Origin of the sequence: Cycloclasticus sp. P1, assembly GCF_000299965.1 — a bacterium.
GTDB lineage: Bacteria > Pseudomonadota > Gammaproteobacteria > Methylococcales > Cycloclasticaceae > Cycloclasticus > Cycloclasticus pugetii.
Genome location: NC_018697.1, coordinates 1,858,273 through 1,883,985, shown reverse-complemented (window position 1 = coordinate 1,883,985; position 25,713 = coordinate 1,858,273). Strand labels below are relative to the sequence as shown.

General features: G+C 41.3%; 19 protein-coding genes. 11 read left to right on the top strand and 8 right to left on the bottom strand.

Annotated elements, in window-relative coordinates:
* Window positions 1–15 precede the first annotated feature (15 nt).
* Window positions 16–792 (top strand): HpcH/HpaI aldolase/citrate lyase family protein, encoded by a 777-nt coding sequence (locus tag Q91_RS09075; RefSeq protein WP_015006591.1) that lies wholly within the window; start codon window positions 16–18, stop codon window positions 790–792.
* 348 nt (window positions 793–1,140) lie between these two features.
* Window positions 1,141–2,028 carry an EamA family transporter gene (locus Q91_RS09070; protein ID WP_015006590.1) on the top strand — a complete coding sequence of 296 codons (888 nt, stop codon included), beginning with the start codon at window positions 1,141–1,143 and terminating at the stop codon, window positions 2,026–2,028.
* Between the two features lie 150 nt (window positions 2,029–2,178).
* On the opposite strand, the gene Q91_RS09065 is transcribed toward Q91_RS09070, so the two are convergent.
* A complete protein-coding gene (locus Q91_RS09065) occupies window positions 2,179–2,754 on the bottom strand; it encodes an aromatic-ring-hydroxylating dioxygenase subunit beta (RefSeq protein WP_015006589.1) in 576 nt (191 codons plus the stop codon).
* 45 nt (window positions 2,755–2,799) lie between these two features.
* Window positions 2,800–4,131, bottom strand: a complete 1,332-nt coding sequence (locus Q91_RS09060) for an SRPBCC family protein (protein ID WP_015006588.1) — start codon at window positions 4,129–4,131, stop codon at window positions 2,800–2,802.
* A 315-nt stretch (window positions 4,132–4,446) separates the two neighbouring features.
* On the opposite strand from Q91_RS09060, the gene Q91_RS09055 reads away from it, so the two are divergent.
* A complete protein-coding gene (locus tag Q91_RS09055) occupies window positions 4,447–5,907 on the top strand; it encodes a 2-hydroxymuconic semialdehyde dehydrogenase (protein WP_015006587.1) in 1,461 nt (486 codons plus the stop codon).
* A gap of 48 nt (window positions 5,908–5,955) precedes the next feature.
* On the opposite strand, the gene gstA is transcribed toward Q91_RS09055, so the two are convergent.
* Window positions 5,956–6,567 carry a glutathione transferase GstA gene (gene gstA, locus Q91_RS09050; RefSeq protein ID WP_015006586.1) on the bottom strand — a complete coding sequence of 204 codons (612 nt, stop codon included), beginning with the start codon at window positions 6,565–6,567 and terminating at the stop codon, window positions 5,956–5,958.
* Window positions 6,568–6,744: 177 nt separating this feature from the next.
* Here gstA and Q91_RS09045 point away from each other — a divergent pair, with 177 nt between their 5' ends.
* Window positions 6,745–7,155, top strand: coding sequence for a BphX family protein (locus tag Q91_RS09045; RefSeq protein WP_015006585.1), 411 nt, complete (start codon window positions 6,745–6,747; stop codon window positions 7,153–7,155).
* A gap of 89 nt (window positions 7,156–7,244) precedes the next feature.
* Window positions 7,245–9,638 carry a heavy metal translocating P-type ATPase gene (locus Q91_RS09040; RefSeq protein ID WP_148271140.1) on the top strand — a complete coding sequence of 798 codons (2,394 nt, stop codon included), beginning with the start codon at window positions 7,245–7,247 and terminating at the stop codon, window positions 9,636–9,638.
* Here the strand turns inward: Q91_RS09040 and Q91_RS09035 are convergent.
* The gene (locus Q91_RS09035) at window positions 9,635–11,461 is read right to left on the bottom strand and encodes an EAL domain-containing protein (RefSeq protein WP_238538327.1); all 1,827 of its coding nucleotides are present in this window, start codon (window positions 11,459–11,461) and stop codon (window positions 9,635–9,637) included. The two genes, Q91_RS09040 and Q91_RS09035, sit on opposite strands and share 4 nt — an antisense overlap.
* 273 nt (window positions 11,462–11,734) lie before the next feature.
* Here Q91_RS09035 and glnE point away from each other — a divergent pair, with 273 nt between their 5' ends.
* The 6 genes from glnE to Q91_RS09005 all read left to right on the top strand — a co-directional run bounded on the left by glnE (window position 11,735) and on the right by Q91_RS09005 (window position 19,752).
* Entirely contained in the window at window positions 11,735–14,590 is a 2,856-nt protein-coding gene (gene glnE / locus Q91_RS09030; protein WP_015006582.1) for a bifunctional [glutamate--ammonia ligase]-adenylyl-L-tyrosine phosphorylase/[glutamate--ammonia-ligase] adenylyltransferase, read from the top strand.
* Between the two features lie 42 nt (window positions 14,591–14,632).
* Window positions 14,633–15,553, top strand: coding sequence for a branched-chain amino acid transaminase (locus Q91_RS09025; RefSeq protein WP_015006581.1), 921 nt, complete (start codon window positions 14,633–14,635; stop codon window positions 15,551–15,553).
* 56 nt (window positions 15,554–15,609) lie between these two features.
* Complete coding sequence (gene waaF / locus Q91_RS09020) at window positions 15,610–16,581, top strand: lipopolysaccharide heptosyltransferase II (RefSeq protein ID WP_015006580.1); 972 nt, start codon at window positions 15,610–15,612, stop codon at window positions 16,579–16,581.
* Window positions 16,518–17,597 carry a lipopolysaccharide heptosyltransferase I gene (gene waaC / locus Q91_RS09015; RefSeq protein WP_238538326.1) on the top strand — a complete coding sequence of 360 codons (1,080 nt, stop codon included), beginning with the start codon at window positions 16,518–16,520 and terminating at the stop codon, window positions 17,595–17,597. Before waaF ends, waaC begins: the two co-directional genes overlap by 64 nt.
* Window positions 17,594–19,030: a lipopolysaccharide kinase InaA family protein gene (locus Q91_RS09010; protein ID WP_015006578.1), complete on the top strand. Its 1,437-nt coding sequence runs from the start codon at window positions 17,594–17,596 to the stop codon at window positions 19,028–19,030. Before waaC ends, Q91_RS09010 begins: the two co-directional genes overlap by 4 nt.
* A gap of 77 nt (window positions 19,031–19,107) precedes the next feature.
* Window positions 19,108–19,752 carry a sulfotransferase family protein gene (locus Q91_RS09005; protein WP_238538325.1) on the top strand — a complete coding sequence of 215 codons (645 nt, stop codon included), beginning with the start codon at window positions 19,108–19,110 and terminating at the stop codon, window positions 19,750–19,752.
* Between the two features lie 21 nt (window positions 19,753–19,773).
* Here the strand turns inward: Q91_RS09005 and Q91_RS09000 are convergent, their stop codons facing one another.
* From Q91_RS09000 to msbA, 4 genes are read right to left on the bottom strand one after another with little or no spacing between them, the layout of a single operon-like run.
* A complete protein-coding gene (locus Q91_RS09000; RefSeq protein ID WP_015006576.1) occupies window positions 19,774–20,931 on the bottom strand; it encodes a hypothetical protein in 1,158 nt (385 codons plus the stop codon).
* A gap of 1 nt (window position 20,932) precedes the next feature.
* Entirely contained in the window at window positions 20,933–22,336 is a 1,404-nt protein-coding gene (locus Q91_RS08995; RefSeq protein ID WP_232228627.1) for an MBOAT family protein, read from the bottom strand.
* Between the two features lie 59 nt (window positions 22,337–22,395).
* Window positions 22,396–23,949, bottom strand: a complete 1,554-nt coding sequence (locus Q91_RS08990; protein ID WP_015006574.1) for a hypothetical protein — start codon at window positions 23,947–23,949, stop codon at window positions 22,396–22,398.
* Between the two features lie 4 nt (window positions 23,950–23,953).
* Window positions 23,954–25,708: a lipid A export permease/ATP-binding protein MsbA gene (gene msbA, locus Q91_RS08985; protein ID WP_015006573.1), complete on the bottom strand. Its 1,755-nt coding sequence runs from the start codon at window positions 25,706–25,708 to the stop codon at window positions 23,954–23,956.
* Between the last annotated feature and the right edge of the window lie 5 nt (window positions 25,709–25,713).

Sequence of the window (25,713 nt, the reverse complement as noted above, 5' to 3'; positions counted from 1 at the left end):
AAGAGGTAGAGAAATATGTCATTACCGATGACAAAGAATATATTTAAGCAGTCGATACAGGCGAATAAAAAACAACTGGGCGCCTTTATGGCACTGGCCGATTCTACGGCAGCAGAGCTGATGGCGACGACCGGTTTTGACTGGTTGTTGATCGACGCCGAACACGGCCCGAATGATATCAAAAATATTATGCATCAACTGCAAGCGATGAGTGCGTATGACGTTAACTCAGTTGTTCGCTTGCAAGATCATAATGTTGGCGATATTAAAAGGGTGCTTGATATTGGTGCGCAAACATTGCTTATTCCTATGGTTGACACGGCTGAGCAAGCGAAGCAATTAGTCGACGCGGTACGTTATGCACCGAAGGGTGTGCGAGGTATGGGAGGGGCTTTGACCCGAGCAACTCGCTGGGGGAGCATCAAAGATTACCTTCAACAAGCAGACGATAATATTTGTTTAGTCTTACAGCTAGAAAGTAAAGAAGGCATTGCGGATCTTGATGCGATTACTCAAGTTGATGGTGTAGATGCGGTGTTTATAGGCCCTGCAGACTTAGCGGCTGCAATGGGCTATATAGGTCAACCTGGACACCCTGAAGTTTGTAAGGTCGTTGAGCGATCAATTAAGCGTGTTCATGAACTTGGAAAGCCGGTGGGTGTTTATTGTGGTGATCCTGAACAAGCAGAGCGCTACCAACAAATGGGAGCTAGTTTTTTCTTGATTGGAGCAGATACCTTATTGTTAAAGGCAGCTGCTGGCTCTTTGCTAGATCGCTTTAATAAGGATTAGCCTTTTTCTTGTTTTATAAAAAGCTTATGGGTGATGTGCTCATAAGCTTTTTTAATGCGCCATGAAAAATTTAAATGAGATAGGTGATATTAAAGGAGGTCGCTCTTTCATTTAACCCAGCGCCTTGTTGTTATGGGCTAATGTGGCTATGGTTGGTTCGTATTAAATAAATTTGTATATGCTGTTTAAGTATTAAAAGTGTTAGCGAATGAGTAGTGAATCACAGTCAGTCATATTGATGCGGATGTTAAGGTAAACTGTCATTAATAAAGCTGATACAGAGCCTGAATATTGGTATTATATTAGCTTGTAATAATATTCTGGTTTATTCCTACCTAGGACATCATTTTGATATCAATTATCCCCTCCTATGTCTGGCTAACATTGCTGGCATCTGTTTTTCATGCGTTTAGCTTTACGTATACTAAACAGTTCTTAGCGCATTCTTTGAATCGCCAAAAGTTAGCTTTTTACAGTCAGTATGCAGTGGGGTTTCTAGCGGTACTATTATTGCCGTTTGTTGATTTAGCACAATTATGGGAGCAGTTTTGGCTAGTCTTATCGATGTGTGTGCTCGTGCTATTGGGACAAACAAGTTATCTCAATGCAATGCGGCATGGTGATGCGTCATTTGTAGTGCCGATGTTGGGCTGTAAAATTTTTGCAGTGGCTGGCTTGTCGGTACTGTTTTTTGAACAAACCTATCCGCCGAGTGTCTATCTTGCAGGGCTAGGTGCTTTCGTTAGTTTGTTTTTTTTAAATGACGGTAAATTACATGGCTCGCCGTTGGCATTGTTCTTTGTATTGTTAACGTGTTTCTTCTTTGCCTTGGCCGATATAATTGTCGTCCATGTATTGAAAAATGGCATGGGGGGGTTGGAATTGGCGGTGTTTGTTTTTGTTGTTCCAGCCGTATTATTAATGCCACTTTCACCAATTTTGTTTAAAAATGACTGGAAGGTTTCAAAACCGTTTGGTAAATCATTGCTTATATATGCGTTAGCGCACTTCATGGGGCTTATTATTTTGATGTATGCGTTTAAGTTATCGCAAGAGGCAACCATGATAAATATTGTGCAAGCGTCAAGAGGCTTTATTGCCGTAGGTGTGGTTTATGTATTAGCCCGGTTTGGTTTGAGCCAAATGGAAAAACTGACGCGTAAACAATTAATTAGTCGACTAGCAGGCGGTTTGCTAATGTTTGGCTCGTTAGCGGTTGCTGTGGCAGGTATATGAGGGTTTAGTGGTGATGCGCTAAGGCCGAAAGAATCTGGCTGTCGGTTCGGCTACTCTTTGGATCAAGGGTATTTTAGAGCAGAGTTTATTATGCCATGAGGTCGCTGCGAATATTGGCAACAACCTCATGGTAGTCTGGTTTCTATCTAACTAGAAAAAGATACTAATATTGTTTGATAGGATGGTGCTTTGGTCTACTAAAATGGTACGTTTGGCTATTTTAAAGCCTAATGTATTATCTGAGCGGCGCAGCACGTCGTGACGTTCGCCTGCAAAAATATCCACCTGCGTTTCTAAGCGGTTTCGATAAACAATAAATGATGAGCAAACATTGAAGGTGTCTTTCTGTTCACCTTCGGTAATAATCACGTTTGAAACGGTGTGACGTGTTCGCGAAGCTGGGTTTTCAGACCAACTAAAGTCACTGAGAAGCTTTCTTAAACGTCCGTTCATTGTGGTTTTGTCTTCATCGAAATGAGCGAATTCATGCTGGTTAGTATATTCAACTAAATCACTAGCTCGAACGCGTCCACGTCGTTGCATAGCGTTTCTTCTAATGGGCATATAATAGTGAATGTCGTCATCTAATAAGGCAAACCAATCTTCGTATTTGATGTTGTCTAATAGTAGCGCTTCGCGGTAATAAAACTGCTCAATTTCGTTTTGTAGTGCAAGGTCAGCCGCAGGGCTTGAAATAATTTCTTTAATGTTAATAGGTGAGGCCATAGTCGATTCCAAAAGTAATTTTTAGGTTAAGATCAGCTCTTAAAGTTAAGGTTTTAAGGTGTCCCAGCTGAGCTCAGTCATCATTCTTAACCAGTGCTGATACATGCCACGAGCGGCATCTTCACTGTAAACACCACTAATGCGGCCAGGGAAGTCAGGGTGATCGGTAGTTGAGTCACCTAACCCCATTTGCATATTAAGCTTAGTTTTTCGAGCCTTATTGCCTCTGAAAAGCTTTTGAACCTCAATCCAGTTTTCACCATCGTCTTGTTCAAAAACACCACCGGCAGAAAAGGTGCGAATATTCTGTTTTCTGAACTCTTCTTTAATATGATCAGGTGCATCAGCATCAACCACAATAAATGCCCATACTTCGATTTCGTTAGGGCCACGAGGGTGCCAAGTACGGATGGTGTTAACGCCCGGCAAAAAGGAGCAAGTAGGGAAGATGGTCATGTGTTGCCCCATCATACGTTGACCAAACATAGGGCCTAGGCGTTTTGAAGCTATCTCGGCCTGCGGGCTGGTGGTAATATATTCAGTAATGGCCGGGCCCATAATGCACTGCAAAAGACCGGGTTGATCTACATAGTACCCGGTGCCATGACCGCCCCATTTAGCGCGGAACTGGTTGCCTTGAGTTGGGATATCAATATCGTTCAAGTTAAGCTCTTCAGGTAAACCAGCGGTAAAACCAGATAAGTGAGACATAGTGGCAGCATGATACATATCGCTACAAAATTGTTCGGCAGCAAATTTCCAGTTGGTGGGGATAACCCACTTTTGAATGCCGCCGATGGCTTCTGTGCCTGCCTCGGTCCGGTTAAACATCACATCGATATAAGGTTTTGAGTCAGATAGGTATTCGTCTAACGAAGGTGCTTGTTCATCCCAGTTTGCAAAAATGAGTCCGCGATAGGTTTCAACACGTGCTTGCAAGGGGCTCCACTCTGATTTGTCTAGGGGCTCACAATGGCCTTCTTTCTCGAAGGGGATATCAATTAACTGGCCAGAAATGTCGTGAGCCCAGCCGTGGTATGTGCAAACAAATGCTTTGGCGTTGCCTGCGTCATCACGGGATAATTTCATGCCTCGATGATGGCACTGGTTTAAGAAAACACGAAGGCTAGCATCCTTTTGTCGCACTAGAATGACAGGGTCTTCACCAATATAAGTGTTTAGGAAGTCGCCGGTATTAGGAACATGACTCTCGTGTCCAAGTAGGATCCATGAACGAGCGAATACACGTTCAAGCTCAAGTTCATAGAGTGCCTCATCATTATAGATGCGTGCATCTATAATTCCGTTTTTGTCGCTGACTAACTTTTTGATCTCATTGATAGACCAATTAGACGTGCTTTTTTCCTCATTATTCATGAATTACTGTTCTCCAAAAGTGATTTTTAAGTTCTTTAGAATAAAATATTGATTAAAGTCATTGTAGTTTAAAAAATTTAAAAAAATCTATCTTTAGTTAGATTTGAGCGACAGGTTGTTTGATAATGCAGGGTTTAAAGCTTTAAAGTAAGGTATTAAAACTCAGATATTGGCTTATTTTAGATAAGCTTGTGTTTTGATGACATTAATTTTAAGTCGTTTAAAGACTATGATTGATGATGATCAATGCGTGGTGTATTTAGCCACGGTAGAATAAATTATTTTATCATTCAGTTAACTATTTAAGGAAGGCATATGCAACATATTAATCATTTCATAAATGGCGAGTTTGTATCCGCTGTTGACGGTAAATCATTTGAAAAACGCTCCCCTGTTGACCGGCGCCTTATCGCTCAGGTATCTGAAGGGGGTAAGGTTGATGTTGATCGTGCAGTCCAAGCAGCGCGTGCAGCTTTAAATGGTGAATGGGGAGCTTTTACCATGGAGCAACGCGTTGAGATTTTATATGGTGTTGCCGATGAGATTACCCGACGTTTTGATGATTTTGTAGAAGCGGAAATGGCAGATACGGGCCAACCTAAAAGTATTATGACGCATGCGTTTATTCCTAGAGGCGCGGCAAACTTTAAAATTTTTGCTGATGTCATTAAGAATGTTCCGAATGAGTCATTTCAAACGACAACACCCGATGGTTTAGGTGCGCTGAACTATGCTATTCGTGTACCAAAAGGGGTTGTTGGTGTGGTGTCGCCTTGGAATGCACCCTTTTTGTTAATGACGTGGAAAGTAGGGCCGGCGCTGGCTTGTGGAAATACGGTGGTGGTTAAGCCTTCTGAAGAGACGCCATTAACCACTGCTTTATTGGGTGAAGTCATGAATAAAGTAGGCGTACCAAAAGGCGTGTTTAATGTTGTTCACGGTTTTGGGCCTGACTCTGCCGGTGAGTATTTAACACATCATCCAAAGGTAGACGCTATTACCTTTACCGGTGAAACGACTACAGGAGCGGCTATTATGAAAGCCGCATCGGAGGGGATGCGAGATGTTTCCTTTGAGCTGGGTGGTAAAAATGCGGGTATTGTCTTTGCAGATAGTGATTTTGATAAAGCGGTTGATGGGATATACAAGTCCTCATTCTTGAATTCTGGGCAGGTCTGCTTAGGCACGGAGCGTGTTTATGTTGAGCGGCCCATTTTTGATAAATTTGTGGAAGCACTGAAGCAAAAAGTCGAAAAAGTGCGCCACGGTAGGCCGGATGATGAAAACTGTAATTTTGGCCCAATGATTAGCCATGAGCATCAAGCAAAGGTACTGTCTTATTATGCAAAAGCAGTTGAGGAAGGCGCAACAGTTGTCACGGGAGGTGGCGTTCCCAGCATGCCAGAAGAATTAAAAGAGGGTGCTTGGGTGGAGCCAACCATTTGGACGGGGCTTGCAGAAGATGCAACGGTCATGAAGGAAGAAATTTTTGGTCCTTGCTGCCACATTGCGCCATTTGACGATGAGCAACAAGTGATTAACTGGGCCAATGATACAGAATATGGTTTATCAACAACCGTATGGACACGGGATTTGTCACGCGCTCACCGCGTGGCTGCCAAAATTAATGTGGGTATTACCTGGATTAATAGCTGGTTCTTACGTGATTTAAGAACCGCTTTTGGTGGCTCTAAGCAATCAGGTATTGGACGAGAGGGTGGTGTTCATTCCTTAGAGTTTTATACTGAAACACGGAATGTTTGCGTTAAATTGTAATGAAATAACCGAGGTGCCTTATGGGCACCTCGATTACTTGCTTAAGACTTAAGCTAAACCTTCATGCTTAAGTGCTTCTTGTACAGCAGGGCGAGAGCCAATACGCTCTTGGAATGCTTTAAGTGATGGCCAAGGTGAGGCATCAAATTCAAAGTATGGGTGCCAGCTTAAGATAACGAATAAGTAGATATCTGCTACTGAGAACTGATCACCTACTAGGTACTCACTATCACCCATTGACTCAACTAATTGAGTTAGGCGCTTGCTATAACCTTCAATAAAAACACCTTTTGTATCATCAGAAAGAGCAGGGTTAAATAAAGGCGCAAGTCCTTTATGTAATTCTGTTGATAAAAAGTTTAACCATTGCTGTAACTTTGCACGTTCAAACGTGTCAGCAGCAGGTGCTAGGTTTTTTTCAGGTGCTAAGCTTGCGATGTATTGCACAATAGCAGGACCTTCGAATAAAAATTCACCGCTATCAAGCTGTAACGCAGGCACATAACCGCAAGGGTTAATGTCAAGATAGTTATCACCATTCTCGAGAGTGTGTGATTGCAAGTCTACTTTTACTAGCTCTGTTTTAGCTGTTAAACCTGCTTCATGAATAGCAATATGTGGAGATAAAGAACATGATCCTGGGGAGTAATAAAGTTTCATACGTGTTATTCCTTATAATTATCGTTAGTTAAAAATCCCAAAATAAATGTGGGTCATTGTCTACTAAAAGCATCAATATGCTTAGTTTTATTGTAACGCCGTTCTTTGATTATTGTTAAGTAAATGCTAGTGTATTCGTGCTTTAAAAAATTAATCAAAATCTAGGAGAGCAATCTGATGAAAGGCTTAAAAGTTTGGATGGTCGGTATTGGTATTTTTTATATATTAAACTTGGTGTTATTGTGGCCAAGCCTTTGGGGGCCGCAAGTACCTTTGATGTATCCAGGTGTTGAGCTATATCAAGATGAGGTTATATTTCAATTGTTGCTAGATGCTTGGTTGATTGTAGGGCTTGGTTTAGCAGCAATAGGCGTGGTGTTGATTGCTGGCGCACGAAACCCAATGCGCTACTATCCTGCGTTGATTCCTGTGGTGTTTATCACAGAAACGATCTTTGGCATTTGGGATATCTACAGTGCGATGAACCATGAGGATGTTGTTGTGGCACTGATTACGCTGGTTATTCATGTCATTATTATCGCAACAGGGCTTGTGGTCTGGAAGAACGCTAAAGCCTTAGATGTGTGAATATAGTTTATAAATAATCTTGATCAGTTTTTTTATGAGGAGTTGCTAACATGCATGATTGTTGTCATGAAGCTCAACAGGAGAAGGGAATGAGCCATAAAGACCCTGTATGTGGCATGGATGTTTCTAAAGATACTCAGTACCAGACGGAATATAAGGGCCAATGGTATGGGTTTTGTTGTGAAGGCTGCCTGATAAAATTTAACAAAGATCAAGACATGTACCTGTCGGGTCAAGCACGACCTGAACCTACTGCTGCTCTAGGGGCTAAATATATCTGTCCAATGTGTCCGGGTGTTGAAAGTGATAGCCCAGATATTTGCCCAAAATGTGGTATGGCATTGGAGCCGGAAGCCTTTGTACCTCCATCTAAAAAGACCGAGTATATTTGCCCTATGCATCCAGAGGTGGTGGAAGAGTCACCGGGTTCATGCCCGGTTTGCGGTATGGCTTTAGAAGCGCGAACGGTGGTTTTGGAAGAGGAAAACCCAGAATTAGATGATATGAGTCGACGGTTTACTTTTAGTCTTATATTTACGGTGCCGTTATTTATTATAGCCATGTCAGAAATGGTGGTAGGGGATTTGTTTTTATCATTTTTATCGGCCAAAACATGGCAATGGATTCAGCTACTGCTGGCATCCCCGGTTGTATTATGGGCGGGCTGGCCGTTTTTTGAACGCGCCGTGCAGTCGATAAAAACATGGAACCTTAATATGTTCACCTTGATCGGCTTGGGTGTAACCGTCGCTTGGCTGTATAGCCTCGTGGCGGTGTTCTTCCCTAATGCCTTTCCGGACTCAATGTTCAATGCACAGGGTGTTGTTGCTGTCTATTTTGAAGCGGCTGCAGTGATTATTACCTTGGTATTGTTGGGTCAAGTGTTGGAATTAAAAGCACGCGGTCAAACCAACAAAGCAATTCATTTGTTGGTGGGGCTATCACCTAATACAGCGCGACGGGTGAATGGGCATGGCGATGAAGAGGAAATTTTATTAGAAGATGTTGTTGTCGGTGATGTGCTGCGTGTTCGCCCAGGCGATAAAGTGCCTGTGGACGGTGTTTTACTCGATGGCGGTAGCTCAATAGATGAGTCGATGGTCACCGGTGAGCCTGTGCCGGTGGAGAAAACAGCAGGAGACTCAGTTATTGCCGGTACAGTTAATGGCACTGGCAGCTTTACCTTAACGGCGCAGCACGTGGGCAATGAGACGTTGTTGTCACAAATCATTCATATGGTTAGCGAGGCACAGCGTAGTCGTGCGCCGATTCAGCGTGTGGCGGATGTTGTAGCGTCGTGGTTCGTCCCGATTGTTGTTAGTATTTCTGTGGTGACTTTTTTTGCCTGGTATGCCTTGGCATCCGAATATGCGCTAAGTTTGGCTGTTGTTAATGCCGTTGCGGTGTTAATTATTGCCTGTCCGTGTGCCCTAGGTTTAGCGACACCGATGTCGATTATGGTGGGTATGGGACGTGGTGCGAACATGGGCGTGTTAATCAAAAATGCTGAAATGTTAGAGTTGATGGAAAAGGTGGATACCTTGGTGGTTGATAAAACCGGCACATTAACAGAGGGGAAACCCAGTGTAACGGGTATCAAAACACTAGGGAAGATGACGACTGACGAGGCGCTCTTATTGGCGGCAAGCCTTGAAAAAGTCAGTGAACATCCACTGGCGGAGGCGGTTGTGAATGCAGCGCAAGAGTTAACTCTGCTTGAGGTGGTTGATTTTAATGCTACTACTGGAAAAGGAGTGTCTGGTGAGATTAATCAGCAGCCTGTATTGTTGGGGAATAAACGTTTTCTGGATGATAACGGGATCGATACGGGTGATTTTAATAGCTTGTCGTTATCTGATAACAGTGCAGGAGAAACTTTATTGTATATGGCGGTAAATGATCAGGCCTGTGCAGTGTTTTTATTAAAGGATGAAATAAAGCCTTCAACACATGAGGCGATAGATCAACTGCACCAAGCTGGTGTAAAAGTCGTGATGTTAACGGGTGACCAGCAGACGTCAGCTGAGCAGGTAGCCAATCAGTTGGGGATTGATGAATTTAAAGCGGGTGTTTTACCGGCAGAAAAAGCGGATGTTATTAAAAGTCTTCAAGCTGATGGCCATGTGGTAGCGATGGCTGGGGATGGTGTTAACGATGCCCCCGCGCTGGCGCAAGCAAATGTAGGTATTGCAATGGGCAACGGTTCGGATATTGCTATTGAAAGCACCGGTGTTGTACTGGTTAAAGGTGATCTGAGAGGTATCGTCCGCGCGCGTAAATTGAGTAAAGCAACGATGAAAAATATCAGGCAAAACCTTGTGTTTGCTTTTCTTTACAATAGCTTAGGTGTGCCGGTTGCAGCAGGCGTGTTGTACCCTTTCTTAGGGATTTTATTGTCGCCGATGATTGCCGCCGCAGCGATGAGTTTAAGCTCTGTATCAGTGATTGCCAATGCGCTGCGGTTAAAAATAGTAAGGCTTTAAGTTAGGTGATCAAGCAGTTCATCTAGGGGTGCGGGTTTAGCTATGTGGTAGCCTTGAGCATAATCTACCCCGAGTTGCCTAAGCAGCTGAAAAATTTCTTCATTTTCAACGAACTCAGCAATTGTACTCATGCCCATGACATGACCAATTTCATTGATGGAGCGGGTCATCGCTAAATCAATGGGGTCTGACTCAATATGACGAATAAAGCTACCGTCTATTTTTAAATGATTAACGGGTAATTGCTTAAGGTAAGAGAAGGATGACATGCCCGTACCAAAGTCGTCTAATGAGAAAGAGCAGCCCAACTCGTGCATATTGTGTATGAACTCAAATGCCAACGATAAGTTTTGAATGGCCGATGACTCGGTTATTTCAAAGCATATTTTTTTACAATCAATCGCATATTGTTTGAGGTATCGAGTGACATAATGGGAAAGATCCTCGTCTGACAACGATAGGCCTGATAGGTTAATGCTGCATAATTTTGTTTTCGCTAACACATCAGGGTGTTCAGACAGCCATGCCAATGTGTTTTTAATGACCCAATGATCAATTCGGTGTATCAGCCCGTAACGTTCAGCTGGTGGTAAGAAAGCGCCGGGGCTGATGAGTCTTTCATTATCTTTTATTCTGAGTAGGACTTCGTAATGTAAAGATTGGTTACTACCAGGGTTGGTTGGGGCTATTCTTTGTTGATAGAGAATGAATTGGTCGGTGTCGAGCGCAGTGTTTAGCTTGTTAAGCCATTGCATTTGGTGTTGAGGTATGCCCGGCTGTTGCTGAACATTTGAGATATCCATTTCTATAATACAGTTTCTACCTTCTTCTTTTGCTTTATAGCAAGCAGCATCAGCGACTGTTAGTGGGTCACTTTCAGATTGTAATCCGGAAGAAAAGTGTGCAATGCCCATACTGGCGCCGATATTAAACGTTTTATGATCACAGGTGAAACGAAACTTTTGTATGGTGGATAAGACGTCGTTAGCCACTTTAAGTGCAGCCTCTTTCGGGCACGCTTCCAATAAAATGGCAAACTCGTCGCCACCAAGTCTCGCTAAGGTATCTCGTCCTCGGACTAAAGGCGAAAGAATGGAGGAGAGTTGCCTGAGTAATTGATCTCCACCTTGGTGTCCACAGGTGTCATTAACTATTTTAAATTGATCGAGGTCTATAAAGATCAGGCTATGCCTAATATTGGCTTCTTGAGTTGCAGATAGGCAGTTTGCTAAGCGGCGGCTAAATTCACCACGGTTTAATAAGCCGGTTAAGGTGTCATGAGAGGCTTGATGCTTTAATTGGTTGGTTAAATGATAAGCCGTTGTGATGTCGTTAATAGTAAAGACAAGCCCTAAACGTTCGGCATTTTTGTTGGTTATAAAAGTGCGAGACCACTCAATCGTGGATTTGTTGCCATCTTCGTGCTCAATAAAAGCAACTTGTTGTTTTGCTTCCAACGTTTCTTTATTGATATTAACCAACTCAATGGGCAACGATTCATTGGTTTTTAATATTAAAACCTCATCAATAGCTTGGTGGGTACAGTCTTTTTGTTGAGTGTTTAATAACTTATGGGCAGCGGGGTTGCTATAGTGAATGATACCGTTGAGGTCGGTAACGATAACGCCTTCATGCACTGACTCCATCGTTGCTTGAAGAAAATCTCTCTCGATGCTTAGTTTTTCTTTAATGTTTGAAGTCTCTTTTTCTGGTTGATTAATGCGAGCCTGTTGGTCTTTCAGTTTCTTTTGAGCCTTAACGGTTGACGAAGGGTTAGAAAGAGGCTTTTGTTCATTTATTAAGAAACCCTTTTGGTTAAACATATCGTCTTTCATTGGCTTAGTTATGTTTAAGGTGCCATAACGCAGCGGCACAGTTTTGAGTGGTTTTTTTAGCAACCTGTACAGCTAATGTAGTGATCATGTGGGTAACCTTATAAATGACAAGATTCTCAATAGATGATTGATTTTATTGAGTTTTGATTTATTACTCCGTTATAAACCAGGGCGCAAAGAAGTACAATGATTTTAGACTAAATTTATAGAAAGGATATGATATTAGACTATGACAGAGATATTTACGATTAAAGTAACTTTATGACAATATTAGACAGTAGTGAATTATTGGCTCAATTGCCTAGCGAATTACATGCAGATATAACGCATATGGTCAGTGAGCTGCCGGATTTATTTGATCAACGTAGGCTTGCAGAAATGGATGCTCATTTAGCTGGCCGAGTTCTGGCGAGTAGTTCGTTTATTCAACGCCAAGCAGTACGCTTTCCTGAGATAAGCGAGAAGCTATTGCAAGGGGTAGACCCAATTAACTGGTGTGTCGATAGCCTATTTGAAGAGTTAACGGGCAGGGTCGATGGAGTTACTGATGAAGCGACTATGATGCCCCTGCTTCGCCAGTTTCGCAATCAATACATGTTACAGATTGCTTGGCTTGATCTCGCTGGCGCTGAGGTCGATTCAATTTTGCAGTATTTGTCTGCATTGGCTGATGCGTTGATCCGATGTGCAGTGGAATGGGCGTATTCGATGGCTTGTGCACGCTCGGGTATTCCCCGTGATGAGCAAGGCAAAGAGCAGCAGTTAATAGTGATTGGTATGGGGAAACTGGGTGCGAAGGAGCTTAACTTTTCCTCGGATATAGACCTTATATTTTGTTACCCATCAAGGGGTGAAACCGATGGTACACGGCCTACAAGTAATGAAGAGTTCTTTACTAAAATGTGCAGAATGGTTATTCGCTTGCTAGACAAGGTTACAGTGGATGGTTTTGTCTTTCGCGTAGATACCCGGTTACGCCCTTTTGGTGAAAGTGGGGCATTAGTGCTAAACCACGATGCCATGGAAATTTATTACCAAAGCCATGCGCGAGAGTGGGAGCGTTATGCGATGGTGAAGGCACGGCTGATCACCGGAAGTAAAGAAGGTAAGGCTGAACTTACGACGATGATAAAGGCTTTTGTTTTTCGCCGTTATTTAGATTATGGCGTGTTCGACTCTATTCGCGTGATGAAGCGACAGATTGAAGCGCAGTTACAAAAAAAGGGTGTTGAGCATAATGTTAAATTAGGGCCGGGTGGTATTCGGGAAATTGAATTTATTGGCCAGGCGTTTCAGCTGATTAGAGGTGGTCGGGATAAAGCGTTGCAAGCGCGTGGTATTTTGAAAGTGTTAGGCTTATTGGCTGATAGGAATCAAATTTCACCATTAGCAGCGCAAGAACTTAGCGAAGATTATCGCTACTTACGTCGTTTAGAAAATCATATTCAAGAGATAGATGATCGGCAAACACATGATTTACCCACCGATACTAAAAACCAACTGCAGCTAGTACTTTCAATGGGCTTTTCAAGCTGGCTTGAGCTGCTTGAAAAAACACAACAAACGATGAAGCGAGTACATCAATATTTTGACAGGCTGGTCGATTTTGATGAGCCTACCGAACAAACTGATAATACCGACTGGTTAGACTTAACTGAGGAGGGGCTGGATAGCTTTTTAGCCGCCAAAGGTGGCTCAGTGAGTGAGGAAACGCGAAAAGGCATTATCCATTTTTGCCACAGTTATCCGGTTAGACAATTACAGGAGAAAGGTCGGCAATACATCGTTCGGTTATTGCCCATGTTGTTAGAGCGTTTGCTCATAGTGGAGCCAGAAGAAAAAACAGTACTCATTTTTCTGGCTATGCTTGAAAAGATTTGTAACCGTGTTGCGTACTTAGTTCTTTTGGTTGAAAGCCCAAGTGTCTTTAATCAGTTAACTCGGTTGGCGATATTGAGCCCTTGGATTGTAACGCAGGTGACAAGATCGCCCATTCTATTGGATGAATTGATTGATCCTCATAGTTTATATCAGGTGCCGTCAAAAGATGAGCTTCAAGCTGATTTAGATAATGCCTTATTATCTATAGACTCGGACGATATTGAAGCTCAGATGGAAGCATTAAGGTTGTTTAAGCAGACCAGTGTTTTACATGTTGCCGCCTCAGATTTAACAGGTACTTTGCCGGTCATGGTGGTGAGCGATAAACTGACGGAGATAGCAGAGGTCATTGTTGAAAAAGTGGTGACATTGAGTTGGAAATCGATCTGCGCACAATATGGAACGCCCGCGAATGCAAGCGCGCAGTCGGTGAGTGGTTTTGCGGTGATTGGCTTTGGAAAAATGGGGGGTATTGAGCTGGGCTTTGGGTCAGATCTTGATGTGGTTTTTTTGCATAAAGAGGCTCAAATAGATGAGATGACAGTGGGTGATCGTGCGATTTCATTGGGTGAGTTCTATATGCGCTTGGGGCGAAAAATTATTACTTACATGGTAACGCGCACTTTTTCTGGTTTATTGTATGAAATGGATTTACGACTGCGGCCGAATGGAAATTCTGGTCTGTTAGTTAGCAGTGAGTCATCATTTGAGCAATATCAGCGAAAAAACGCATGGGCGTGGGAACATCAGGCTCTAGTACGTGCGCGATTTGTTGCTGGATGTTCTGACGTAGCTGAGCGATTTAACAAGATTCGAAGTGAGGTGTTAGGGCTTCGACGAGATATAACAACCTTGAGAAATGAGGTGGTTGAAATGCGAGAAAAAATGCGTTCAACGTTACTGACTAAAAAGCAGGGCTTTTTTGATCTTAAACATGGTGTTGGAGGTATTGTCGATATTGAGTTTATTGTACAATTCGGTGTATTGGCTAATGCTAATGAACATGACAGTCTATTAACGTATACAGACAATATTCGTCTGTTACATGAATTGAACAAGATTGGTTTCTTATCGACGTTACAACAGCAGAATCTTGATGGGGCATACAAAGCCTATCGAGAAGCCTCGCATCATGCTTCATTAGCAGAACAGCCAACAATGGTACCAGTTGATGTGGTTGAAGAGCAGGTTCGGCAGGTGGCGTTAGTTTGGGATGAAATAATGATAAATAACTAAACGAATGGTCGTTTAGTTTCACAAATAAATTAGGAGTTAACTATGGGAATGGATGACAAAGATGGCGTCATCTGGATGGACGGTGAATGGGTAGATTGGCGCGACGCCAAAGTCCACGTGCTTACGCATACTCTGCATTATGGTATGGGTGTGTTTGAAGGCACACGTGCCTATGAAACAAATGAAGGCACCGCTATTTTCAGATTGCAGGATCATACTGACCGTTTGTTCCGCTCGGCTCATATTTTAAATATGCAAATTCCGTTTGATAAAGCTACGCTAAACCAGGTGCAGCGCGAGGCGGTGGCTAAAAATAAGTTAAAGTCTGCTTATTTGCGTCCGATGTGTTTTTACGGTTCTGAAGGAATGGGTATACGTGCCGATAGCCTGAAAGTTCACGTCATGGTTGCGGCATGGGAATGGGGTAAATACCTTGGTGAAGACGGTATAGAAAAAGGTATTCGCATTCGTACATCTTCTTATATCAGAAACCATGTGAATAGTGTGATGTGCAAAGCTAAAGCAAATGGAAACTATATGAACTCTATTTTGGCGCTGCAAGAAGCTATTTCATGCGGTTACGATGAAGCGATGTTGCTCGATCACGAAGGCTATGTGGCAGAAGGCAGCGGTGAAAACATCTTTCTTGTTCGAAATGGTAAGTTAATTACGCCCGACTTAACCTCTGCATTAGAAGGGATTACGCGCGAAACAATTTTCCAACTGGCTGAGGAGTGTAACTTAGAAGTCGTTGAAAAAAGAATCACACGTGATGAAGTTTATGTCGCCGATGAAGCGTTTTTCACCGGGACAGCTGCTGAAGTGACGCCTATTCGTGAAGTGGATGATCGAACCATTGGCAATGGGGGTCGTGGCCCAATTACCGAACGCTTGCAAACAATGTATTTTGATGCCGTCCAAGGTCGCTCCGCTCAGCATAGTGACTGGCTAACTTACGTATAATAGGCTTGAGTAACCCTTATCGCATACTAATCGTAGGTCCTTCGTGGGTCGGCGATATGGTGATGGCACAAAGTTTATTTATAGCACTTAAAGAGCAATATCAACATTGCTCAATAGATGTGCTGGCACCGCAATGGTCATTAGCGTTGATGGAGCGGATGCCTGAAGTACGTAAAGCGATTGTTATGCCATTGGGGCATGGACAGTTTAATTTCAAGGGCCGCAAAAATTTGGGTGTATCGCTACGTGATGAAAATTATGACGAAGCGATTGTATTGCCAAATTCATGGAAATCGGCCTTAGTTCCTTACTTTGCTAGGATACCGAAACGAACCGGTTATTTAGGTGAGATGCGTTGGGGTTTGTTGAATAATGCACGCAAGCTTAATAAAGATTTTTTGACTAAAACGGTGCAACGTTTTGTGGCCTTGGCCACCGAGCCGTGTGCTATTTTGCCGGTTATTCCACAGCCACGTTTATTAGTTGATCCAGCGAGTGTTGCTAAAACAACTGAAACGTTTTTATTGCCCACCAAGGCAGGGAAAATACTTGGGCTTTGCCCAGGTGCAGAATATGGCCCGGCAAAACGTTGGCCTGAAACGCATTATACTGAGGTGGCAAAAAAAGCCATAGAAAATGGCTGGCAAGTGTATCTATTCGGCTCAGCAAAAGATAAGGCCGTAGCGGCAACTATTAATGAACTAAGTGGTGGAGCCTGTAGTGATTTTGCTGGTAAAACAAGTTTGACTCAAGCGTTAGACCTTATGTCACTATGTGATGCGGTCGTTAGCAACGATTCTGGTTTAATGCATGTGGCCGCGGCCCTTAACATTAAAACCATTGCACTGTATGGTTCGTCCGACCCAACGTTTACTCCACCATTGCACCCAGATGCACAGGTGATTACGTTAGGATTGGAGTGTTCGCCTTGCTTTAAGCGGGAGTGTCCACTTGGGCACTTAGATTGTCTTACAAAAATTTTACCAGAGCGTGTGTTAGCGCTCTTGGACGTGGCATCAGTGCCTTGATGAAGGTGCTTATCATTAAAACATCGTCTTTGGGTGATGTTGTTCATACCTTACCAGCGTTAAGCGATGCGGTACACGCTATTCCTGGTATCTCATTTGATTGGGTTGTAGAAGAATCATTTCAAGATATTCCAGCCTTACACCCTAATGTGCAGCGTGTGATACCGGTGTCTGTTCGGCGTTGGCGAAAGAACTTTTGGAAATATCGTGCTGAAATTAAGGCGAGTATTCGCGATATTCAGGCAGGTGAATATGATGCTGTGATTGATGCACAGGGTTTAATAAAAAGTGCTTTTTTTACACGTTATGCAAAAGGTAAAAGGTACGGTCTGTCTAAAACAAGTTGTCGAGAACCGCTAGCAGCACTGGCTTACCAATATAAGGTCGATGTCGCAAAAGGGCAGCATGCGATTGACCGTGTTCGGCAGTTATTTGCAAAAAGCTTAGGTTATGACGTTCCAAGTAACTTTTTTTCATATGGCCTGAATAAAGCAAGTATAAGTGACTCGTCGGGTCTGGAAGCACCGTATTTGGTTTTTCTTCATGGCACCACATGGGAAAGCAAGCATTGGCCTAATGAATACTGGCAAACATTAATTTCACTGGCGACCGCTAAAGGCTTCAATATTTATTTGCCTTGGGGGAACGAGTTTGAAAAAACGCGTGCTGATGAACTCTCTCGCTTATCAGAAAAAGCATATGTGTTAAAACGTTCATCCGTAAAACAGCTCGCTGAAATCCTAATGAATGCCAGCGGGGTAGTGGGTGTGGATAGTGGTTTAGCGCACTTAACGGCGGCATGTGAGACACCATCAGTGACGATTTACGGCTCAACGAGTGCTGACTTAACCGGCACCATGGGAGAAAAAAACGCCTGTTTACAAACAAATTTCGCTTGCTCACCATGTTTGAAAAAGGTTTGTTGTTACAATCAACAAACAACTGTAACCCCCGCCTGTTATCAGACTTTACCAGCGGACTTGGTTTGGCAAAACTTAGTTGAGCTAATGGTATGAATATAGAAAAGCTAAATACAGTGAAGGAACTTGAGAATTGGGCGAACAGTTCAGCTGACATGTTGGCATTAACAACTCAGCATGGACCTATTCAGTTAGAGGCGAATTTAAGGCACTTACCTACAAGACGATTAACGTGTCGTGCGCAATGGCAGAATAAGCGAGTGATCGCGAAGTTTTTTTACGGTACTGGTTTTAAGGCATTAATGTTTAAAGAAGCGTTAATGTTACAGGCTTTAAAGAAGTCATCTATCAAGGTGCCCGAGTTACTGCATAGTGAACAACATACTGATTATGGGGTGCTCGTTATTCAGTATATAGAGCACGTGCAAACGCTTTCTTCCTTTTTTTGGTCGCAGCCTGAACAAGCCGAGCTTGAGACTAAATTACTCGCAGTTACTGAGTTAGTGTTGTTGTGCCAACAGGCAGGGTTTGAGATTAAAGACCCTCATTTAGATAATTTTTTATGTTGCCAAGGTGATGTGTATCTTATTGATGCAGGTGATATAAAAAAAGTAAAAAACAAGCTTAGCGCTCAAGCAGCGATGCAAAATTTAGCATTATTTTATGCGCAATTACCGGTAACGTTAGATCAACAAGCGTATCAATTGTTAACAAAAATGTTAGAAAGTTTGGCTGACTGGAACGGCTTGAGCGAACAATCTTGGCGGCAAGCGTTACTTAAACAACGACGTTGGCGACAAAAAAGATTTATTAATAAAAAGGTTTTTCGCTCATGTACAGCCTATATTTGTGAGCAAAATACATCACGTTTTTTGATGGCTAAACGGGCTGATTACTCTGAACAAATGGCCGTAGCGCTATCTGATCCAGACAAGCTTATTGCTAAGGGCCGATTGTTGAAAGATGGCGCCACTGCCACGGTAGCCCAGGTGGAGATTGCTGGACAGCCGTATGTGTTAAAACGTTACAATATAAAAAAACCTATTCATGCTTTATTACGAGGTTTTTGTTGGTCTAGAGCGGCAATATCGTGGAAGAACGGTCTGCTCTTAGAAATGTTGGGCATCCCAACTGCAAAATCGTATGCGATGATTGAGGAGCGTAAGAGGGCACTAAGACGGCGCTCATACCTGTTGTCAGAATATATTGATGCGCCTAGAGCGTGGGATATTTATGAAGATGATCAATATGATGAAGAGAATAAAAAGCAGTGGGCAAAAAAAATCTACGAATTGTTTTTACTGTTAAAACTCAGTCAGATCAGCCATGGTGATTTAAAAGCACATAATATTTTGTGCTCCGCTGAAGGCGCTTTTTTTATAGACTTAGACGGTCTTAAGTCAAACCAGAACTTTAAAAGATTTCAGAAAAAAATTTCTAAAGACCTTCGGCGCTTTCAGATAAGTTGGCCGGATAAGTGGAAAGAAAACCCTTATTTCATTAAATTCACACACTTATTATTAAAATGAAATTAACACTAAAAAAGAGGTTTGAGCATTGGAAGCGTAATAATAAAATCCAGCGTGAAAAGCCAGAAGTGTGGCTTATGAAAGATATACGTGTGGGTTATATTCAAATCCCTAAAGTAGCAACGCGGTCAATTCAACAGTGTTTAGCTAATTACTATGTTGAAAAGGAATCTCTTGATAGGCCAATAGTGTGGGATAAAAAAACAATCAAAAAGGTTGAAGAAAAAACTGCATTTCATGCATCACAGAAAGTACTAAGTCTGCTATCAAAAGAAAATTATATTTTTGCTTTTGTGAGAAACCCTTACGATCGATTATATTCGGCATATAAAAACAAGGTATTACAGCCACTAGAAATAGGGGGCAAAAATATTTTTAGTAATCATGGTGTTAGGTTAGCAATGGAGTTTGATGAGTTTGTTGATATTGTTTGTGGTTTAACAGACAACAGAATAGATAGACACTTACGCTCGCAGGCATGGTTTCTAAGTTATGAAGGAAACGTTATCCCAAAGTTTATAGGGCAATTAGAGTGCTTTGAAAAAGATTGGGCGTCATTAGATAAGCGATTTAACCTAGGGGAGCCAGTACATAAAAATAGTACAAAAAGTCTAAATATTGATGATTATCGTATGAAGTATTCTAGGGAGCTAGAAGAAAAAGTGTATGAGCGTTATAAAGAAGACTTTAATTTTTTTGGCTACGAAAGATTGAAATTTTAAATTTAATGTAAAAAACGAGTTTTAGCTGTTCGGTTTTATTAATGAAAGAACCGTTGAGTATAACTCGCTATTTTTTTGTTCGTACTCCTCTAATTTGATACGTTGTTTGGCAATTTCAAAATCAATATTCTCACTTGTTAATTTGACGCCAAAGCTTGGCTCTATTGGCGATGATGGTGCCATGACTCTACTTAAGATGAGATCGCCCATCGATTCTTTGTAATGAGATGTTTCCCAAAACCATTTCATCGGTGTTGATGTTTTCTCGGTTGGAACGGTTTCAGATATAACCGTGCTTAAATCAGTAAAATCGTAAAGAGGAATATTATTGGGGGCGCTTGTTAGAGAGACGATCTCCTGTTTCCAAGTAAGAAAGTTCTCCCATATGCCCATTTGTTTAAAAGTCATTAATTGTAGAGTATGGACCGGTGAAATAACGATCATAAGGTTAATCTCATGATCAAGGCAGGTTTTTATTAATTCTTTTAATAATCTTAACCTATCACTGGAATAGCCCTTTGAAGAATAAGTTTCATTATTATTGATGACTTTTTTTTCTAGGGTATTGAGAATTAGTTCGTGCTGCTCACCGTTATCAATCGTATCTGAAAAAGTGAGTTCGCCTAACTTTTGGCCTTGCTTATGTTTAGCGGGTAATCCTTTTGCGGTGTACTTTAAGGTTCGAAATGATTTTTCGATAGACTCTTTGCTGAAATGCTCTTTGAAAAATGATGAGAAAGCGTTGTTTGAATCGTCAAATCTAGAGAGAGTGAAATCTGCGCTGGTTGAACGTGCTTCGGAAAAAAGGCCGTAATCGAGAGCAAGCATGATTAATTTAGGTTGCTTGTGCTTGATAATGGTCTGGAATACTTTATGTGTTTCTATAAAGTTACTACCAGCTAACGATGCATTATATGCTTTGAGTGAGCCCCAAAGTCGGTGTCTAGGGTTAATGCCGATTTCTGAGCGTGATGAACCCAAAATAAAAGCATCGTAATCACCTTTAACAATATGAACTGCTTTAGCTGTTCTTGTCCCTCCAAAATAACTAATGGAGCCTTTTGGAGACAAAAAAGAGTCTATATCGTATGGGTTGGCGTAAAAAGAGAGTGATAGGGCAGACAAGCAAAGTAGAAAAAATAGACTAAGAAAAATTAAAAGGTATTGCTTATATTGCATATTAAAATTGAAAGTATAAGAATTCTTGAGCTCTAGCTAAATAGATAACCGAAATAAAGCCGATGATGGAGAAGGTTAATGCTGACGCTTTACTTGGATGCCAGCGGTAGTCAAGCCGGTAAACGTCAGGTTTGACTTTATTAGAAAAAATATCGTTACTGTTGGGTGCAAACCATACTAAAAAGAGTCCAATTATAAGTGAAGAGATTGATTCGAGATGTTGGCTGAAGCCTTCGGGATTGATAATAAGCATTTGCTGGATGATATTGATAGCGGTAGGTATATTTTCTGAACGAAATATAACCCAAGCAAGAACAATAGAAAGAAATGTTAATAACCTTCCAAAAGTTGAGGAGAGGAAACTTAAGCGATGAGGCTTTGAGTTTACTAGTGTTTGCCAGCTGTGGTTAAGGGTCAAATATATTCCGTGCAACAACCCCCAAAGTATAAAAGTCCACCCTGCACCATGCCACAGGCCTCCTAGAAGCATCGTTATCATCAAATTGATATAACGTCTTGCATCACCTTTTTTATTTCCACCTAACGGGATATAAACATAATCTTTTAGGAAGCGTGAAAGGGTCATGTGCCAACGCCTCCAAAAATCTATGATATTTTTTGCTTTGTATGGAGAGTTGAAATTATATGGAAGTGTAATGCCAAATATTAAGGCTAAACCTATTGCCATATCACTATACCCTGAAAAGTCAAAATATAGTTGTAATGTGTATGCTATTGCCCCTGTCCAAGCTGTGGTTGAGTTGGCAATCATATCAGCGCTAGCCTGATTAAAGATAGGGTTAGCGAGAGAAGCGAAATAATCGGCGATAATTACTTTTTTAAACAAACCTAAGCTGAAAATAGAGAGGCCTTTGGCAATGTTTGATGTGTTGAGTATTAAAAATTTTGGGTTGGAAAACTGCGGCATCATCTCTTTATGATGAACGATAGGGCCTGCAATTAATTGTGGGAAGAATGTAACAAAAAGCAGGTAATCTAAAACTCTATGAGACTCAACTTCTTTCTTATATGTATCAACCAAATAAGTTATTTGTTGGAAGGTGAAAAATGAAATTGCTAGAGGAAGGACTATATTCAGTGTGGAATGTTCTGTATCGATGACTGCATTAATATTTTCAATAAAAAAGTTAGCATATTTAAAGTAGCCCAATAAGACTAGGTTTAGGCTAATGCCCAGTAATAAAAAGAGTTTTGAAGATAGTGCGTTATTGCTTGTATTTAAAGAAAGTATTTTCTTAGCAAGACTGAAGTTAACGAAAATTGAAAGAAGAATTAAAGGTAAATAGCTTGGGTTCCACCAGCCATAGAAGAAAAGTGAGCATGCAATAAGCCAAAGTGATGTCAGCTCCTTGTTGCCAACCCGCTGACATAGAATAAAGACCATGACTGACACGGGTAGAAAAGCAAAAATAAATTCGTAGCTATTAAAGAGCATAAATAATTTTATTGTTTAAAAATTAAAACGCTATCACCCTTACGGTTGTTAAAAATCTTTACTGGTTTTGTCTTTAATGAATTAAGCAAGGTTGAGACCCCGGTGGTGTTTTTTCGGCTTACTTGTATAGCTAAAAGGTCAAATTGATTTAATTTTCCATTGTTTATTTTTTGAATAACAGCTTTAAAGCGCGGTTCTCTAATTCGTTTCCCATTCTGATGACCAGAGTAGAAGCTGACAAATTGATCGTTGGTAAATAACGAGATGTCTTGGTTTTTATTTGAAGCAGCAATCCATTGTCCAGCATCTTTCAGATACGCTTTGCTTGCGCCGGTCGATATTAGGCTATCAAGAGTTAAGATGATAAAAAGCACTGTTGTAATTTTTACAATGTTAGCTTGAATTGGTGAAAAAGCTTTTTTTTGTAGTTGTTGATAAGCTAGTTGAAGCAAAAAAGGTAAGGGAATGATGAGCGTTAGAGCTAGTGGGATTGGGTACCTTCCAGCAAGAAAGTATCTGGATGATAAAAAGCCAACTAATATAATAATATGAATCGCTATTAAGTAAGCCCAAGGACGTATAACTTGATGGTTTACAGTGGTTCTACTGAAGAAAAGTGCGGGAACTAAGAAAATGGCATAAAGAGGACTTGTCGCGGAAACAATTTCAGTCAGTAAAATGAGTATGAAAAGAAAGGCAAGAACAGCAAAGGCATAATCATTGGAAAAGCCTTGAGGGGAAAGGGTGTTAATGAATTTTTCAGTTGAATTTAAAGCGGATGAAACGCTTGTACCGAATGAGCTTAATATATGTTCAATTTGATCGAATTTTGTAAAGCCCCTAAGGTTTATGTGTTCATAGTTATGACTATAGATGAGGGTGCTAAGTAACGTTACTAGCAGTATTAAAGTGGTTGCTATGGTCAGTTTGCCTGCTGAGGAAACAGAACGGAATAATAATAGCAGCGGTAGAAGAAGAAGAAAAATAATGCCTTCTACCCTAAATAAAGTAGCTAAAGTAGTGAAGAAAGTTAATGAAATAACGGCCCTTAGCGTTGTTTTTTTGTAGGCTTGAAGGAAGAAGTAAACGCTTAGTAAATAAAATGCCCAATAACCGTGATCGCGAATCACCATGTTACGGTATTCATTTAAATTTGGGTAACATAAAATCACGAGACTGGCACAATATAGGAGTATTTTGTTTTTACCAGCAAATTCTTTTACGATGATTATGAATACAGCGCAGGTCAGCGCTGTTAAGAAAGAATTTAAAATATAGGCGGAATATTCTAAAGAAAGGGTAGTGAGTGTGGAAATTTGTGAGATTAGATAGGGGTAAAACAGCCAATTATAGGCTTTTGTCGCACTTTGCCAGTCACCTTCTTGAATGAGTGATGCTAGGTATAGATAGAGTATTCCGTCACTATTTATTACTGAATCAGCTATATGTTGTGATAATGATAAGAATAGACTTATGACGACTGTAAATATAAGAAGGTTTCGTAATTCAACGTGAGTTATTTCATTCGCTGCTGTTAACGAGTGAATGGTTTTTTCCTTCATGTGTCTAGGGGGTAGTCACTTGGTTTTTTAAAAGCTTTGTGTAAGCGCCGTTGTTTGCCAACAAAGTACTATGTGTTCCAGATTCAATAATCTTGCCTTTATCCATAATTAAGATTTCATCGGCGTTTTGAATGGTTGATAACCTATGGGCTATGACGATAGTCGTACGGTTTTTTACGGCTTTTTCAAATGCATTTTGAATCAGTTGTTCTGATTCGGTATCTAAAGCAGATGTTGCTTCATCAAGAATGAGAATGGGGGCATTTTTTAGTAAGGCCCTAGCAATTGCAATACGTTGACGCTGACCACCAGAGAGCTTTAGCCCATTTTCCCCCACTAAGGTATCCCAACCATTTGGCAGTTGTTCGATAAATTCTGCGGCATTCGCATCTCTAGCGGCTTGTTTAATTTCGTCTAGCGGTGTGTTTTTAAGGGTGCCGTAGGCGATGTTATTGGCAATAGTGTCGTTAAAGAGGGTAATGTTCTGAGTAACCAGAGAAATATGGTGCCTTAGATTTTTAAGGGTATATTGATTAATGTCGACATCATCTAGCAAAATATCACCTTGTTGATGTGTGTAGAAACGAGGAATGAGGTTTGCTAGCGTTGTTTTTCCGCTACCGGACCTACCAACTAACGCAACCATCATGCCCGGTTTAATATCGATATTAATATTTTTCAGAACGGTTTTATTTGTACCTGGGTAAGAGAAGTCTAAGTTTCTGATTTTAATGTGTCCGCTAACCTTGTTGACACTATATTCACCATCGTCTTGTTCTGGTTGTGTATCAAAGATTTCAAAAATACTTTCTGCTCCAGCAATGCCTTTTTGAATGTTTGCATTGACTTCACTAAGCTGTCTGATGGGTTTGGGCATTAAACCGGCGGCAGTGATGTAAGCAATGAATTCCCCAGGAGTTGCATTAGTCATGAACAATAAAGCTAAATAGATCATTAAGGCCAAGGCAGACGCAACAATAAGCTGTAGGACAGGTGTGTTAATAGCACCTGTTTGTACCATTTTCATTGCTTGTTTGAAGTTTGAAAAGCTGGCTTCTTTAAAACGCTTTTTTTCGTAGTCTTCTCCACCAAAGCTTCGAACAACGCGGTAATTGTTGATCAGCTCGGACGAGACATGGGTGATATCGCCCATTGAGGTTTGAATGCGTTTACTAATGGCTTTAAAGCGCTTGCCGGCATACCTTACAAGTAAGCCAATGATGGGTGCAATGGCTAAAAAGATTAAAGATAAAGCCCAGTTCATGTACAACAAATAGCCGAGTAGACCGATAATGGTTAAGCCCTCTCTGACCACAACCTTAATGGCATCTGTTGCAGCAGATGTGACTTGAGAGACGTTATAGGTAACACGTGAGAGCAAGTGCCCAGAGTTTTGGTCATCGAAATATGAGTTAGGCAGGGCAGTGTATTTGTTGAATATTTCACAACGTAAATTATGTACGACGTTGTTAGCGACTTTTGCAATGTAATAACTACCTAAAAATGAACCAATGCCTCTAAAAAAGACAATACAGATAGTTGCTAAAGGTACCCAGTAAATTTCCGATCTATTTTCAGCCTGTAATGAATCGACTAAGTACTCCATCAAGGCAGCAAGAGCGGGTTGCGTGAGGGCGAAAATGAGAAACCCTAAGAGGCTAACGGAAAAAGGTTTCCAATAAGGCCAAACGTATTCAAGCAGCCTTAAGTAAATTTTAATGCTAGTGCTTGATGGGGCTTTTTTAGTTTGCTTGTTCAATGTTT

What these genes read in the sequence shown, in the direction of transcription:
- Q91_RS09040 (WP_148271140.1), top strand. Translation starts at nt 7,245, where the DNA reads ATGAGCCATAAAGACCCTGTATGTGGCATGGATGTTTCTAAAGATACT.
- Q91_RS09005 (WP_238538325.1), top strand. Translation starts at nt 19,108, where the DNA reads ATGAAAGATATACGTGTGGGTTATATTCAAATCCCTAAAGTAGCAACG.
- Q91_RS09055 (WP_015006587.1), top strand. Translation starts at nt 4,447, where the DNA reads ATGCAACATATTAATCATTTCATAAATGGCGAGTTTGTATCCGCTGTT.
- Q91_RS09025 (WP_015006581.1), top strand. Translation starts at nt 14,633, where the DNA reads ATGGGAATGGATGACAAAGATGGCGTCATCTGGATGGACGGTGAATGG.
- Q91_RS09010 (WP_015006578.1), top strand. Translation starts at nt 17,594, where the DNA reads ATGAATATAGAAAAGCTAAATACAGTGAAGGAACTTGAGAATTGGGCG.
- Q91_RS09060 (WP_015006588.1), bottom strand. Translation starts at nt 4,131, where the DNA reads ATGAATAATGAGGAAAAAAGCACGTCTAATTGGTCTATCAATGAGATC.
- glnE (WP_015006582.1), top strand. Translation starts at nt 11,735, where the DNA reads ATGACAATATTAGACAGTAGTGAATTATTGGCTCAATTGCCTAGCGAA.
- Q91_RS09065 (WP_015006589.1), bottom strand. Translation starts at nt 2,754, where the DNA reads ATGGCCTCACCTATTAACATTAAAGAAATTATTTCAAGCCCTGCGGCT.
- Q91_RS09045 (WP_015006585.1), top strand. Translation starts at nt 6,745, where the DNA reads ATGAAAGGCTTAAAAGTTTGGATGGTCGGTATTGGTATTTTTTATATA.
- Q91_RS09075 (WP_015006591.1), top strand. Translation starts at nt 16, where the DNA reads ATGTCATTACCGATGACAAAGAATATATTTAAGCAGTCGATACAGGCG.
- Q91_RS09000 (WP_015006576.1), bottom strand. Translation starts at nt 20,931, where the DNA reads ATGCAATATAAGCAATACCTTTTAATTTTTCTTAGTCTATTTTTTCTA.
- waaF (WP_015006580.1), top strand. Translation starts at nt 15,610, where the DNA reads ATGGTGATGGCACAAAGTTTATTTATAGCACTTAAAGAGCAATATCAA.
- gstA (WP_015006586.1), bottom strand. Translation starts at nt 6,567, where the DNA reads ATGAAACTTTATTACTCCCCAGGATCATGTTCTTTATCTCCACATATT.
- Q91_RS08995 (WP_232228627.1), bottom strand. Translation starts at nt 22,336, where the DNA reads ATGGTCTTTATTCTATGTCAGCGGGTTGGCAACAAGGAGCTGACATCA.
- Q91_RS09035 (WP_238538327.1), bottom strand. Translation starts at nt 11,461, where the DNA reads ATGTTTAACCAAAAGGGTTTCTTAATAAATGAACAAAAGCCTCTTTCT.
- Q91_RS08990 (WP_015006574.1), bottom strand. Translation starts at nt 23,949, where the DNA reads ATGAAGGAAAAAACCATTCACTCGTTAACAGCAGCGAATGAAATAACT.